Raw genomic sequence first — 13891 nt, forward strand, 5'->3', positions numbered from 1 at the left:
GGACGCCCGGTGCGTCCGCCCGCTCGTCGTGCGGCAAGGCCGCGGCAGGTCAGCCCTTGAGCGCCGCGTCGATCACGGAGTTGAACTCGTCCACCGTCATCGGCGGGTTCTGCGTGCCGGGGGTGGTGAGGATCTTGCCGTCCATGACGAAGCTCGGCGTGCCGGTCACGCCGTCCTTGTTGGTGTCCCAGGCCTTCGACATCGCCAGCGCCCAGGCGTCGTAGGTGCCCTTGCGCACCGCCGTCTGGAACGTGGTGTTGTTCTTCAGCTCGGGGACGGTGTTGGCGATCTCGATGAGGTAGTCGTCGTCCTTGAACTTGTCGGTGGTCTCCTCGGGGTGCCACTTGGCGGAGTACAGCGCGCTCTTGTACTCCAGGAACGCCTCGGGGCTGACGTTCAGGGCGGCGCCCAGCGCGCTCATCGCGTTCTTCGAGCCCTCGCCGCGCGAGCCGATCGTGCCCTTGCCGAGCGCGTCGCCGTCGATGAACGTTCCGCCGACGAACTGCATCTTGAACGTGCCGTCGTCGATGTCCTTCTTCAGGGTCGGGCCGACGGTCTGCTCGAACTGGGCGCAGATCGGGCAGCGCGGGTCCTCGTAGACCTTCAGGGTCTTCTTCGCGTCGCTCTTGCCGATGACGACCGTCGTGCCGTCCTTGCCCGAGGTGTGGGCGGGCGCGACGACCTTCTCGTCCTTCACGGCCTCCCAGTGGCTGGGCTTGTTGGCCTGGACGACGGCGTACCCTATGCCGCCGGCCGCCGCCAGCACGACGACGACCGCGCCGGCGACCGTCAGCTGCCGCTTGACCCGGGCGCGCTTGGCCTCGCGCTCCCGCTCGGCACGCAGCCGCTCCCGGGCCGCCGTCTTCGCCTGCTGGCTGTTGCGCTTGCTCATGGTGGTGTGTCTCCTGTGGGACGCGCGGCGGTGCCGCGCACGGTACGGGTGGGGGACCGGGTCGTGCGCGTGACCCGGCGCCGCTCAGCCGAGGCCGGGGGCGACGCCGAGGGCGCGGGCCGCCGGGCGGGGCGGTCCGCGCCGTCCCAGGACACGGGCGAGGAGGAGGGTGCGCAGCGCGGGGGCGTGCGAGGCGGTACGGGCCGGCCGGCGCACCGCGGGCACGCGGCCGTGGGTGACGACCGCCACCGCCAGCAGCAGCGGCCGGAACGTGGTCGCGGCCACCGCCCGCAGCAGCTGGGCAAGCGCCCGCTCGCCGTGGCGCAGCCAGCCGGCCGCCAGCAGGCCGACGGCGACGTGCGCGGCCAGCAGCAGCCAGGCGGTGGCGGGGCCGGCGTGGGCCAGCAGGGCGGCCAGCCCGTCGGTGTCCGTGCCGGTCATCCGGGCCAGCGATGCGCCGACCTCGGTGCCGTTGCCGCACAGCAGGTCCCAGCCCACCGAGCGCAGCGGCCCGGTCACCGGGCCGCCCGCGGGGCCGTAGCAGACGTGCTGGCCGGAGGTGAAGACGGTGTCCGCGGCCAGCTCCAGCGGCACCAGCAGGGCGGCGATCCGCCCGAATCCGCGCTCACGGCCCGCCAGCGCGTAGGCGAGTGCGAACACGGCCGCCGCGACGGCGGCCACCGTGGCCGCCGGCAGCGGGGCCCGGGACAGCAGCACGTGCGACGCGGTGCTGAGCGTCACGACCACGGCCGTGAACAGCGCCGCGCGCACGGCTCTGAGCTGGGTCCCGGATATGTCCATAGCGGTAGGACAGTGTGGCACGGGGGCCGGTAAGAGGTTCCTAAAGAAAGACTGTGCGACCGCCTCGTCACAGACCCGGAATGCGTCCGTTGCGGAACAGGTCCACGAAGATCTGGTGGTCGGCGCGGGCCCGGGCGCCGTAGGCGTGCGCGAAGTCCACCAGCAGCGGGGCGAAGCCCTCCTCGTCGGCCGCGATGGCCGCGTCGATGGCGCGCTCGGTGGAGAACGGCACCAGCGACTCGCCGGAGGTGTCGTCCGCGGCCGCGTGCATGGCGGCCGTGGCCCGCCCGAGGTCGGCCACCACCGCGGCGATCTCCTCGGGGTCGTCGATGTCGTCCCACGCCAGGTCGACGGCGTACGGCGAGACCTCGGCGACCAGCTGCCCGGCGCCGTCCAGCTCGGTCCAGCCCAGCCACGGGTCGGCGTGCGCCTGCAGGGCGCGCTGCGAGATCACCGTCCGGTGGCCCTCGTGCCGGAAGTAGGTGCGGATCGCGGGGTCGGTGATGTGCCGGGAGACGGCCGGGGTCTGGGCCTGCTTCATGTAGATGACGACGTCGTTCTCCAGCGCGTCGCTGTTGCCCTCCAGCAGGATGTTGTACGAGGGCAGGCCCGCGGAGCCGATGCCGATGCCGCGGCGGCCGACCACGTCCTTGACCCGGTAGGAGTCCGGGCGGGCCAGCGAGCTCTCCGGCAGCGTCTCCAGGTAGCCGTCGAAGGCGGCCAGCACCTTGTAGCGGGTGGCGGCGTCCAGCTCGATCGCCCCGCCGCCGGAGGAGAACCGGCGTTCGAAGTCGCGGATCTCGGTCATGGAGTCCAGCAGGCCGAAGCGGGTCAGCGAGCGGGCGGAGCGCAGCGCGTGAAGCAGCGGGCCCTGCGCGGTGTGCAGCGTGAAGGGCGGCACCTCGTCGTCCTTGGCGCCGGTGGCCAGGGCGTGGATGCGCTCCCGGTAGGCGGTCGCGAAGGTGGTGACCAGGGCGGTGATCTGGTCGTCGCTGAGCGCCTTGGCGTAGCCGATGAGGGCGACGGAGGCGGCGAAGCGCATCAGGTCCCAGGTGAAGGGGCCGACGTAGGCCTCGTCGAAGTCGTTGACGTTGAACACCAGGCGGCCGCCGGAGTCCATGTAGGTGCCGAAGTTCTCCGCGTGCAGGTCGCCGTGGATCCACACCCGGGAGGTGCGCTCGTCCAGGTAGGGACCGTTCAGGCCGCGCCCGCCGCCCCAGCCGGCGGTGCCGCTGTCCAGATCGTGGTAGAAGAGGCACGCCGTCCCCCGGTAGAAGGCGAAGGCCGAGGCCGCCATCTTGCGGAACTTCACACGGAACGCGGCCGGGTCGGCGGCGAGCAGCTCGCCGAAGGCGGTGTCGAAGACGGCGAGGATCTCCTCGCCGCGCTGCTCGTCGCCAAGCTGGGGAACGGACATCGCCGGGTGCCTCCTGATGCGGGTGGACGGAAACGGAACGGATCTTTCGTTCCCGCCAACGTCCCGTGGGGCGCGGAAGTGCCCGGCGTCCCCCCGGACGGATGTGGCACACGCCGTCGGATGTCACCGGTGGGGAATAGACTTCGACGCTGTTCCCCGGACCGTCCGCAAGCCGTCCGCCCGACGTTCTCCTCTGGAGGCAGCACCGTGTCGAAGCCGCCGTTCACGCACCTGCACGTCCACACGCAGTACTCGCTGCTGGACGGTGCCGCGCGGCTGAAGGACATGTTCGAGGCCTGCACCACGATGGGCATGACGCACATCGCCATGTCCGACCACGGGAACCTGCACGGCGCCTACGACTTCTTCCACTCCGCCAAGAAGGCCGGCATCACCCCGATCATCGGCATCGAGGCGTACGTCGCCCCCGAGTCGCGGCGCAACAAGCGCAAGATCTTCTGGGGCCAGCCGCACCAGAAGAAGGACGACGTCTCCGGCTCCGGCGGCTACACCCACAAGACGATGTGGGCGGTGAACAAGACCGGTCTGCACAACCTCTTCCGCCTGTCCTCCGACGCCTACGCCGAGGGCTGGCTGCAGAAGTGGCCGCGGATGGACAAGGAGACCATCGCGCAGTGGTCGGAGGGCATCGTCGCCTCCACCGGCTGCCCCTCCGGCGAGGTGCAGACCCGGCTGCGGCTCGGCCAGTTCGACGAGGCCCTCAAGGCCGCCGCCGACTACCAGGACATCTTCGGCAAGGACCGGTACTTCCTGGAGCTGATGGACCACGGCATCGAGATCGAGCGCCGGGTCCGCGACGGCCTGCTGGAGATCGGCAAGAAGCTCGGCATCCCCCCGCTGGTCACCAACGACTCGCACTACACCTATGCGCACGAGGCCGCCGCGCACGACGCGCTGCTGTGCATCCAGACCGGGAAGAACCTCTCCGACCCCGACCGCTTCAAGTTCGACGGCACCGGTTACTACCTGAAGTCCACCGAGGAGATGTACGCCATCGACTCCTCGGACGCCTGGCAGCAGGGCTGCGCCAACACGCTCCTCGTCGCCGAGATGGTCGACACCACCGGCATGTTCGAGAAGCGCGACCTCATGCCCAAGTTCGACATCCCCGAGGGCTACACCGAGGTCACCTGGTTCCAGGAGGAGGTCCGGCGCGGCCTGCAGCGCCGCTACCCGGACGGCGTCCCCGAGGACCGCCAGAAGCAGGCCGAGTACGAGATGGACGTCATCATCCAGATGGGGTTCCCTGGCTACTTCCTGGTGGTCGCCGACTTCATCATGTGGGCCAAGAAGAACGGCATCGCCGTCGGCCCCGGCCGTGGCTCCGCGGCGGGCTCGATCGTCGCCTACGCCCTGGGCATCACCGACCTCGACCCGATCCCGCACGGCCTGATCTTCGAGCGCTTCCTCAACCCCGAGCGCATCTCGATGCCCGACGTCGACATCGACTTCGACGAGCGCAGGCGCGCCGAGGTCATCCGGTACGTCACCGAGAAGTACGGCGCCGACAAGGTCGCCCAGATCGGCACCTACGGCACCATCAAGGCCAAGAACGCGATCAAGGACGCCGCCCGCGTGCTGGGCTACCCGTACGCCATGGGCGACCGGATCACCAAGGCCATGCCCGCCGACGTCCTCGGCAAGGGCATCCCGCTGTCCGGCATCACCGACCCCGAGCACCCCCGCTACTCGGAGGCCGCCGAGGTCCGCTCGATGTACGAGAACGAGCCGGACGTGAAGAAGGTCATCGACACCGCGCGCGGCGTTGAGGGCCTGGTGCGCCAGATGGGCGTGCACGCGGCCGGCGTGATCATGTCCAGCGAGCCCATCGTCGACCACGTCCCGGTCTGGGTCCGGCACACCGACGGCGTGACCATCACGCAGTGGGACTACCCGAGCTGCGAGTCGCTCGGCCTGCTGAAGATGGACTTCCTGGGCCTGCGCAACCTGACCATCATGGACGACGCCGTCAAGATGGTGAAGGCGAACAAGGGGATCGACATCGATCTCCTCAGCCTGCCGCTGGACGACCCCACAACCTTCGAGCTGCTCCAGCGCGGCGACACCCTCGGCGTCTTCCAGTTCGACGGCGGCCCCATGCGCTCCTTGCTGCGCATGATGAAGCCCGACAACTTCGAGGACATCTCCGCCGTCTCGGCCCTGTACCGGCCGGGCCCGATGGGCATGAACTCCCACATCAACTACGCGCTGCGCAAGAACGGCCAGCAGGAGATCACACCCATCCACCCGGAGCTGGAGGAGCCGCTCAAGGAGGTCCTGGACGTCACCTACGGCCTGATCGTCTACCAGGAGCAGGTGCAGAAGGCCGCCCAGATCATCGCCGGCTACTCGCTCGGCGAGGCCGACGTCCTGCGCCGCGTGATGGGCAAGAAGAAGCCCGAGGAACTGGCGAAGAACTTCACCATCTTCCAGGCCGGCGCCCGCAAGAAGGGCTACAGCGACGAGGCCATCCAGGCGCTGTGGGACGTGCTGGTCCCCTTCGCCGGCTACGCGTTCAACAAGGCGCACTCGGCCGCCTACGGCCTGGTGTCGTACTGGACGGCCTACCTGAAGGCCAACCACCCCGCCGAGTACATGGCCGCCCTGCTGACCTCGGTCAAGGACGACAAGGACAAGTCGGCCGTCTACCTCAACGAGTGCCGCCGCATGGGCATCCGGGTGCTGCCGCCGAACGTCAACGAGTCGGAGCCGAACTTCGCCGCGCAGGGCGACGACGTGATCCTCTTCGGCCTGTCCGCCGTGCGCAACGTCGGCAACAACGTCGTCGAGTCGATCATCAGGACCCGCAAGTCCAAGGGGAAGTACACCTCCTTCCCCGACTACCTCGACAAGGTCGAGGCCGTGGTCTGCAACAAGCGCACCACCGAGTCGCTGATCAAGGCCGGCGCCTTCGACACCCTCGGGCACACCCGCAAGGGCCTGATGGCCAAGTACGAGTCGATGATCGACAATGTGGTCGCGGTCAAGCGCAAGGAGGCCGAGGGCCAGTTCGACCTCTTCGGCGGGATGGGCGAGGACACCGGCGGCGAGCCCGGCTTCGGCCTCGACGTGGAGTTCTCCCCCGAGGAGTGGGACAAGAGCTATCTGCTCGCCCAGGAACGCGAGATGCTCGGCCTGTACGTCTCCGACCATCCGCTGTTCGGCCTGGAGAACGTCCTGGCCGACAAGGCGGACGCGGGCATCTCCCAGCTCACCGGCGGCGACTTCGCCGACGGCGCGGTCGTCACCATCGGCGGCATCATCTCCGGCCTGCAGCGCAAGATGACCAAGCAGGGCAACGCCTGGGCGATCGCCACCGTGGAGGACCTCGCCGGCTCCATCGAGTGCATGTTCTTCCCCGCGACCTACCAGCTGGTGTCCACCCAACTCGTGGAGGACGCCGTGGTGTTCGTCAAGGGCCGGCTGGACAAGCGGGAGGACGTGCCGCGGCTGGTGGCGATGGAGCTGATGGTCCCCGACCTGACCGCGACCGGCAGCAACGCACCGGTGGTGCTCAGCATCCCGGCGCTGAAGGTCACCCCGCCCATGGTCAGCCGCCTCGGCGAGATCCTGGAGAACCACAAGGGCGACAGCGAGGTGCGGATCAAGCTGCAGGGCCCGCGCAAGACCACCGTGCTGCGCCTGGACCGGCACCGGGTCAAGCCCGACCCCGCCCTGTACGGCGATCTGAAGGTGCTGCTCGGCCCGTCCTGCCTGTCCGGCTGATCAGCCGCCGGACGAGAAGCAAGGGGCGTGCCCGGTCCGCCGGGTACGCCCCTCGTGGCGTTTCCTGCCGTGCCGGCCACCGCATCACCGCCGCGCCGATGCGGCGCCGGGCCGCGGGCCATCACTCGGCGGGACGGCCTCAGTTGTGGCCGAAACGCTTCTGCCGGCCCTTGCGCCCTCCGGCGGGCTGCCCGGGCTGCGCGCCGTGCTCCGGCTGCGACTCGGTCATCGAGTGCTCCGTCTCCTGCGGGCCGTTCGCGGCCACGGACGCCTTCTGCCGGCTGCGGTCCTGCTTGCGGTTCTTGGCCATGGTGATCAGCCTCCTGTGGGGGATCTAGGGGCCAGGGCCGGGACCAGATTCACACACGCCGACAATGAACGCATGTCGGATAATTACCGTATGTAACACGGCTCATCGGGTCGCACGGCCCCGGAACGCCACGCCGAAGATCGAGTCCGGGCCGTCAACCCGGGTGCCGTCGGGCAGACTCGAAACAGACCCCGAAAGCAACCCCGAGGCACGACCTCGGGCACGATGCCCGAAGTCACCTCCCGGAAAGAGGGTGGAGCGCGTGGACCGCTGCGTCGTCCTGGTGGACGCCGGGTACTTGCTGGGGGCCGCCGCGAGCCTCCTCGCCGGAGAGCCGTCGCGGTCCCGGATCACCGTCGACCACACCGCGCTCGTCCAGCAACTGCGCGACCAGGCCGAGTCCGACACCGGGCGGCCCCTGCTGCGCATCTACTGGTTCGACGGCGCCCCCGACCGCGTCCCCCAGCCCGAGCACCGCAGACTGCGCGTGATGCCCCGGGTCACCGTCCGCCTGGGCGCCCTGACCCGCAGCGACGGACGCTGGGCGCAGAAGGGCGTCGACGCGGCCATGCACGCCGAACTCACCGAGCTGGCCCGCAACCGCGCCTGCTCCGACGTGGTCCTGGTCACCGGCGACGGCGATCTGCTGCCCGGCATGATGGCCGCCAAGGAGCACGGCGTCGCCGTCCACCTGTGGGCCGTGCAGGCCGCCGACGGCGACTACAACCAGTCCGAGGACCTGGTCGCCGAGGCCGACGAACGCCGCGTCCTGGACCGCTCCTGGATCACCAAGGCCGTCCACGCCAAGGAGACGGGCGCCGTGTGCGCCCCGCCGCCCGCGCCCGGCCCGATCGCCGCGATCCTCTCCGCGCCGCTGCCCGAGTCCGCCCTCTCCGCGGCCGGCGAGCGCCCCGCCGAGGACCGCGGCCCCGCGCCGCAGCCCGCCGCCCGGGCCGGCACCGAGGAGCGGCTGCCCGCCAAGGGCGTGCCCACCCCCAAGGACCTGGCCGCCCTGCGCGCCTCCGGCACCGCGAGCGTCCAGCACCCCGCCACGGCGACCCTGCGCTGGTCCTCCGACCGCGGCTGGGTCGACCGCTCCGGCGTCTTCGCCGAACCGCCCGAGGCCGCCTCCATGCCCACCCTCGCCCAGCTGACCACCGCGGAGCAGCGCTGGGCGGACCGCGAGGAGGACATCACCACCGTCGGCGGCGACCCGTACGAGGTCGGGCAGGTCTTCGCCCGCCGCTGGGTGGAACGCCTCGGCGACCGCGGCCATCTGCAGAAGCTGTCGTCGATGTACCCGCGCATCCCGCACCGCATCGACGGCGAGCTGCTGCGCTACGCCGCCCGCTTCGGCCTGCTGGCCCACAAGGACGACCAGATCGACGAGCGCGACCGGTATGCCATCCGGGCCGGGTTCTGGCGGGAGATCGGCGTCCACACGGGCACCGAGCACGCCCCGGGGGGCGACTGAGGCGAGCGGCCGCCGCCGCGCCGAGGGCCCGGGTGCCGGCAGAAGTCGCCCCAAGGACGGGTAAAGCAGACCGACCCCGTAGTCTCCTCCCTTGTGAGTGAGCGCGCGGGACAGGCACTGCGGCACGGGGACGACGTCGTGTGCGCGGTGCGGGGACTGACCAAGACCTACCCGGCGTCCCGCGGCCGGCGCGGCGCCCCCGGCACTGACGAGGTCCGCGCCACCGACGGCGTGGAACTGGACGTGCGGCGCGGCGAGATCTTCGGCCTGCTCGGACCCAACGGCGCCGGCAAGTCCACCCTGGTCCGCCAGCTCACCGGGCTGATGCGCCCGGACAAGGGCAGCGTGACGATCTTGGGCCACGACATCGTGGCCCACCCCGAGCGGGCCGCGCGGATCCTCGCCTACCTCGGCCAGGAGTCCACGGCCCTGGACGAGCTGACCGTCGCGCTCGCCGCCGAGACCACCGGACGGCTGCGCGGCCTGGACGCCCGGCGGGCCCGGGCCGAGCGGGACGCCGTCCTCGACGAACTGGGCCTGACCCCGATCGCCTCGCGCCCGCTGAAGAAGCTGTCCGGCGGCCAGCGCCGGCTGGCCTGCTTCGCCGCCGCGCTGATGGGCGAGCGCCCGCTGCTGGTGCTGGACGAGCCGACCACCGGCATGGACCCCGTGGCCCGCCGCGCGGTGTGGTCCGCCGTGGACCGGCGGCGCGCCGAGCGCGGCACCACGGTCGTGCTGGTCACCCACAACGTCATCGAGGCCGAGACCGTCCTCGACAGGGTCGCCGTCCTCGACGCCGGCCGGGTCATCGCCTGCGACACCCCGGCCGGCCTGAAGGAGCGGGTCTCCGGCGAGGTGCGGGTGGAACTGGTGTGGCGCGAGCGGGCACCACTGCAGGTGCCCGAGGTGGCCGCGCTGCGTGAGCGGGCCCAGGAGTCGGGGCGCCGCTGGACGCTGCGGCTGCCCCCCGATGAGGCCCGCGCCGTGGTGGCCACGGTCACCGGCGGGGACGCCTTCGCCGCACTGGACGACTTCACCCTGACCACGCCCAGCCTGGAGGACGTCTATCTGGCGCTGGGCGGCTCCGCGCGGCAGGGGCTGGTGAAGGCATGAGGCGCGCGCAGGACGCCCGCGCCGCACGCCGTCCCGCCCGGGCCGCGCGGGGTGAGAAGGCGGGCGTGCGGGCCGGCGCCGGAGCCGGCGCCGCGGGGGAGCACGCCGGAGCGAGAAGGAGCAGTTCGACGTGAGTGTCGTACCCGCCGACGTGCTGGCCGGCACGCCGGCCGCGCAGGGCGGCGCAGGGGAGACGCCGCCCGCCGAGCTGGGCCCGCGCGCCCGGCTGTGGCCGTCCCTCGCGGCCGTGTACCGGGCGCAGCTGTCCCGGGCGCGGGTGGCGCGGATCCCGCTGCTGTTCGTGGCGACCTTCCAGTCCGTCGGCATCATGATCATGCTGCGGGGCGTGGTCGGGGGCGGCAAGGAGGCCCACTCCGTGGTGGCCGGCGCCGCGATCGTCGTGGTCGCCTTCGTCGCGCTGAACCTGCTCGCGCAGTACTTCGGCCAGCTGCGCGCCGGCGGCGGGCTCGACCACTACGCCACGCTGCCGGTGCCGCCCGCCGCGGTGGTGCTGGGCGCGGCGGCCGCCTACGCGTCCTTCACCGTGCCGGGCACCCTGGTGACCGCGGTGTTCGGCTGCGTGCTGTTCGGGTTGCCGCTGGGCAACCTGTGGGTACTCGTGGCCGTGATCCCGCTCGCGGGCGCCGCGCTCTCGGGGCTCGGCGCGGCCTTCGGCCTGCTCGCCCCCCGGCCCGAGCTGGCCACCCTGCTGGGGCAGCTGGGGATGTCCGCGGCGCTGCTGCTGGGGGTTCTGCCGCCCGAGCGCATGCCGCAGCCGGTGCGGTTCCTGCGCGACCTGCTGCCCTCGACGTACGGTGTGGAGGCCTACGCCCGGACCTTCGACGCCCGCCCGGACTGGACCCTGGTCGGCGTGGACATGGCCGTGTGCGCCGCGGTCGGCGTCGTCTCGCTGGCGGTGGCCACCTGGGCCTACCGGCGGGCAGCCGTCCGGTGACCCGACCGGCACGGCGACCTCGACTGGCACGATGACAGGGTGACCGCTCCGTTGACTCCACCACCGCAGCCCGACCGGCACTCCTCGCAGTCCGTTCCGTCCGGCCGGACGTCCGGCCCGCAGCAGGACCCGGAACCGCAGCCCGCGCAGCCGCCCGCCGGCGCGGCCGTGCCGGGCACACCGGCCCACCCCGGTCGGGCCACGGCGCCCGAGGCCGCCGGCCCCGGATGGAAGACCGAGGTGCGCCGGTCGGCCGTGGCGCTGGTCGCCGTGGCGCTGGGCGGAGTGCTGCTGGGGCTCGCCTGGCTGTGGCTGGCCCCGCGGGTGCCGCTGGTGGGGCAGATCAGCGACCACACCTGGGTCGTCTACCTCAAGGACTCCGAGGGCGAGCAGGCCGTCGGCGTGGACGGCACCTTCACCCTGCTCGGCCTGGCCTTCGGCGTCGTCAGCGCGGTCGCCGTGTTCCTCGCGTGGCGGCGCGGCGGGGTGGCGTCCGCGGTGGCGCTGTGCCTGGGCGGGCTGCTCGGCTCGCTGCTGGCCTGGCGGCTCGGGGTGTGGCTGGGCCCGCAGGGGGACGTGGTGGCGCACGCCAGGGCCGTCGGCGAGGGCGTGACCTTCCCGGCGCCGCTCAAGCTGGGCGCCAAGGGAGCCCTGCTGGCCTGGCCGGTGGCCGCGCTCGTGGTGCACCTGGCGCTCACCGCGCTGTTCGTCCCGCGCGAGCCCGAACTGCCCGGGCAGGGCCCGCACCCGGAGCCGCACGACGGCCCGCCCGCGGCCTGACCCGAAACTCGCGCCTCGCACGCGGGCCCGTGGCCTCTCACCGGCCGATCGGGGCCAGCACCGCCTCGGTCAGCTTCGCCAGGTCCAGCGGGGCCAGCTCGACCTCCAGGCCGCGGCGGCCCGCCGAGACGCAGATCGTGGGGTGGCCGGTCGCGGAGGAGTCCAGCACGGTGGGCAGCTTCTTGCGCTGGCCCAGCGGCGAGATGCCGCCGCGGACATAGCCCGTGGTGCGCTCGGCGAGCGTGGGGTCGGCCATCGCCGCGCGCTTGCCCCCGACCGCCGCCGCCAGGGCCTTGAGATCCAGCGACCCGGCCACCGGGACCACGGCCACCGTCAGCCGGCCGTCGACCTCCGCCACCAGCGTCTTGAACACCCGCTCCGGGGGCACCCCCAGCGCCTCGGCCGCCTCCTCGCCGTAGGAGGGGTGAGAGGGATCGTGGTCGTAGGAGCGCACGGTGTGCGCCACGCCCGCCGCGGCCAGGGCCACCGTCGCCGGCGTGCCCCCGGCCTGCTGCTTCTTCGCCTTCTTCGCCATCTCCCGCCTGGTCTCCCTCTCCGCCGGCACGCCGGCCGGCCGCGTCAGTTGAGGCTCGTCGGAGCGCGTGTCAGCTCCGGCGCCGGCAACGACGGCAGACTGCGCAGGATGGCCGTCTCCGAGCGGAGGAGATTCAGCTCGTCGCGCAGCCGCGAGGTGGTGTCCGGCGCCTGCAGCAGCCGCTGCTTCGTCGGCGTGTCCAGCACCATCGCCGCCGCCACCAGGTACGACACCACCCGCGGCTCCTCCGGCAGCTGCGCGCTGGTGGTCAGCGACCGCTCCCGGGCGCCCGCCAGCTGCTTCTGGTACTGCCTGAACGCCCGCAGCACCCCCTCGGCCAGGGCCTCCGCCTCGTCGCCGGGCTCCTCGGGCAGCTGCTCCAGGTGAGCGGTGAGGAACGGGCCGGAGGCGTCCACCGACAGCAGCCGTACCCGGACGGTGCCGGTCACCAGCACCTCGAAGGTGCCGTCGGGCCGCTGCCGGATCGATGCCGCGTCCGCCACGCAGCCCACCTTGTGGAACGCCCGGGCCGGGTCGGGCCCGAAACCGGCCGCCGCCCCGCGCTCGGGCAGTGCCGTCGGATCCGGCAGGCCCGGAGCGCTCGGAGCCACCTCGTGGCCGTCGCGGATGGCCACGACGGCGAACCGGCGCGCGTCCTCGGGCAGGGCCAGCAGGCTGCGCATCATGGCGCGGTAGCGCTCCTCGAAGACGTTCAGCGGGAGCACCAGCCCGGGGAACAGCACCGTGTTCAGCGGGAAGAGCGGCAGGCGGACGGTCGTCACGGCGCAAAAGCCTACTGGCCGTGCCCGCTGGCGCGGCGGCCCCGTTCAGCCCCGCCGGGCGGCCGGAGGCAGGGACGGCGGTGCGGGCGGTGCCGCGCCGACGTCGGCGCGCAGCCGCAGGAACAGGCCCAGCGGATCGTCCGAGACGCGGTCCCACGGGAAGGAGGTGGCGTACGGGCCGATGAGCCGGGCCTGGGCGAGCGCGTCCCGGTGCCGGCCGAGCCGGATCAGCACGTACATCAGCAGATTGCGGATCTCCGCCACGCGGATGTCGGCCGGCGGCAGGCCGCGGGAGAAGGCGATCGCCCGGTCAGCCGCCGCGTCGAGCCGCTCGCGCGGCAGCTCGCTCAGGTCCGCGTCGGCCAGACACGCGAAGGCCGCCCGCGCCGGCAGCGCCTGCACCAGCGATCCGGCCGGCGCGTCCTGGGCGGCCCGTTCGGCGAAATCCAGGCACTCGTGGTGGGCGCCCCGCCAGATCTCGGCCAGATAGCGCAGCGCGGACGCATGGCAGCCGTAGTGGTGCGGGGCCCGGCGCACCGCGGCCTCCCACAGCTCCTCGACGTACCGGTGCCCGGCGCGGCTGCCGCGCGCGTGGTCCAGCGCGACCCGCCAGGGCACCGGGTCCCGGTCGTCGCCGCGCGCGGCGGCCGTGATCAGGGGGCTGACCTCGCGCAGCAGTTCGGCGCGGCCCGGCGAGGGCCAGGCGTGGTCCAGGGCGAGCTGGGCCGCCACCAGCAGCGCGTCCGGGTCGTGCGGGGCGGCGGCGCGCCAGCGCTGCAGCCACTCGGGCCGGGAGCGGGCGAAGGCGGCCAGCCGCAGCACGTACCCGTCCCGGTCCTCCCACGCGCCGCGCTCCCGGGTTCCGGCCAGCAGACGGGACACCGGCCCGTACGCGCCCCGGGCGGCGGCGACCAGGGCCGGCCCCAGGTGTTCGTCGGGCGCGTCGAGGAACACCTCGTCGTCGGCCGGCACCGTGTCCTCGGGCAGGGCGGCGGCGGGGCGCGGGGCGGTCGTTCTTCTGTGGGCCGGACGGTGGAACAGGGGCAGCAAAGCCATGGTGCGCACCATTGAAAAACGCAGGTCGG

Annotated in this window: 12 protein-coding genes; 5 read left to right on the forward strand and 7 right to left on the reverse strand. The window is 72.7% G+C overall.

Features of this window, described 5'->3' with window-relative positions; translation table 11 throughout:
- Positions 1–49: 49 nt before the first annotated feature.
- From IE286_RS04120 to IE286_RS04130, 3 genes are all read right to left on the reverse strand, one after another.
- On the reverse strand, positions 50–892 hold the full coding sequence (locus IE286_RS04120) for a thioredoxin domain-containing protein (protein WP_189795212.1): 843 nt from the start codon (positions 890–892) through the stop codon (positions 50–52).
- Positions 893–976: 84 nt separating this feature from the next.
- On the reverse strand, positions 977–1693 hold the full coding sequence (locus IE286_RS04125; protein WP_189795213.1) for a hypothetical protein: 717 nt from the start codon (positions 1691–1693) through the stop codon (positions 977–979).
- Between the two features lie 67 nt (positions 1694–1760).
- Positions 1761–3110 carry a DUF2252 domain-containing protein gene (locus IE286_RS04130; RefSeq protein WP_189795214.1) on the reverse strand — a complete coding sequence of 450 codons (1350 nt, stop codon included), beginning with the start codon at positions 3108–3110 and terminating at the stop codon, positions 1761–1763.
- A gap of 207 nt (positions 3111–3317) precedes the next feature.
- Between IE286_RS04130 and dnaE the strand changes: the two genes are divergently transcribed.
- Complete coding sequence (gene dnaE / locus IE286_RS04135) at positions 3318–6857, forward strand: DNA polymerase III subunit alpha (protein ID WP_189795215.1); 3540 nt, start codon at positions 3318–3320, stop codon at positions 6855–6857.
- A gap of 139 nt (positions 6858–6996) precedes the next feature.
- On the opposite strand, the gene IE286_RS04140 is transcribed toward dnaE, so the two are convergent.
- Positions 6997–7167 carry a hypothetical protein gene (locus tag IE286_RS04140; protein WP_189795216.1) on the reverse strand — a complete coding sequence of 57 codons (171 nt, stop codon included), beginning with the start codon at positions 7165–7167 and terminating at the stop codon, positions 6997–6999.
- A gap of 262 nt (positions 7168–7429) precedes the next feature.
- Here IE286_RS04140 and IE286_RS04145 point away from each other — a divergent pair, with 262 nt between their 5' ends.
- The 4 genes from IE286_RS04145 to IE286_RS04160 all read left to right on the forward strand — a co-directional run bounded on the left by IE286_RS04145 (position 7430) and on the right by IE286_RS04160 (position 11489).
- A complete protein-coding gene (locus IE286_RS04145; RefSeq protein WP_189795217.1) occupies positions 7430–8641 on the forward strand; it encodes an NYN domain-containing protein in 1212 nt (403 codons plus the stop codon).
- 138 nt (positions 8642–8779) lie between these two features.
- On the forward strand, positions 8780–9754 hold the full coding sequence (locus tag IE286_RS04150) for an ABC transporter ATP-binding protein (protein WP_189795430.1): 975 nt from the start codon (positions 8780–8782) through the stop codon (positions 9752–9754).
- A gap of 130 nt (positions 9755–9884) precedes the next feature.
- The gene (locus IE286_RS04155; protein WP_189795218.1) at positions 9885–10709 is read left to right on the forward strand and encodes an ABC transporter permease; all 825 of its coding nucleotides are present in this window, start codon (positions 9885–9887) and stop codon (positions 10707–10709) included.
- Between the two features lie 39 nt (positions 10710–10748).
- The gene (locus IE286_RS04160; protein ID WP_189795219.1) at positions 10749–11489 is read left to right on the forward strand and encodes an AAA family ATPase; all 741 of its coding nucleotides are present in this window, start codon (positions 10749–10751) and stop codon (positions 11487–11489) included.
- Positions 11490–11526: 37 nt separating this feature from the next.
- Here IE286_RS04160 and ybaK read toward each other — a convergent pair whose 3' ends face one another.
- Genes ybaK through IE286_RS04175 form a run of 3 tightly spaced genes read right to left on the reverse strand, consistent with a single transcriptional unit; the run spans position 11527 to position 13862 of the window.
- Positions 11527–12024 (reverse strand): Cys-tRNA(Pro) deacylase, encoded by a 498-nt coding sequence (ybaK, locus tag IE286_RS04165; RefSeq protein ID WP_189795220.1) that lies wholly within the window; start codon positions 12022–12024, stop codon positions 11527–11529.
- Positions 12025–12068: 44 nt separating this feature from the next.
- Positions 12069–12806 (reverse strand): LON peptidase substrate-binding domain-containing protein, encoded by a 738-nt coding sequence (locus tag IE286_RS04170; protein WP_189795221.1) that lies wholly within the window; start codon positions 12804–12806, stop codon positions 12069–12071.
- A 45-nt stretch (positions 12807–12851) separates the two neighbouring features.
- Entirely contained in the window at positions 12852–13862 is a 1011-nt protein-coding gene (locus tag IE286_RS04175) for a hypothetical protein (RefSeq protein ID WP_372462491.1), read from the reverse strand.
- Positions 13863–13891: the final 29 nt, after the last annotated feature.

The sequence above is a fragment of the Streptomyces thermodiastaticus genome (assembly GCF_014656135.1).
In the GTDB taxonomy this organism is placed as follows: Bacteria; Actinomycetota; Actinomycetes; order Streptomycetales; family Streptomycetaceae; genus Streptomyces; species Streptomyces thermodiastaticus.

Excerpts from the sequence above, each read along its gene's own strand:
- IE286_RS04120 (WP_189795212.1), bottom strand. The coding sequence starts at position 892 with ATGAGCAAGCGCAACAGCCAGCAGGCGAAGACGGCGGCCCGGGAGCGG.
- IE286_RS04125 (WP_189795213.1), bottom strand. The coding sequence starts at position 1,693 with ATGGACATATCCGGGACCCAGCTCAGAGCCGTGCGCGCGGCGCTGTTC.
- IE286_RS04130 (WP_189795214.1), bottom strand. The coding sequence starts at position 3,110 with ATGTCCGTTCCCCAGCTTGGCGACGAGCAGCGCGGCGAGGAGATCCTC.
- IE286_RS04140 (WP_189795216.1), bottom strand. The coding sequence starts at position 7,167 with ATGGCCAAGAACCGCAAGCAGGACCGCAGCCGGCAGAAGGCGTCCGTG.
- ybaK (WP_189795220.1), bottom strand. The coding sequence starts at position 12,024 with ATGGCGAAGAAGGCGAAGAAGCAGCAGGCCGGGGGCACGCCGGCGACG.
- IE286_RS04175 (WP_372462491.1), bottom strand. The coding sequence starts at position 13,862 with ATGGCTTTGCTGCCCCTGTTCCACCGTCCGGCCCACAGAAGAACGACC.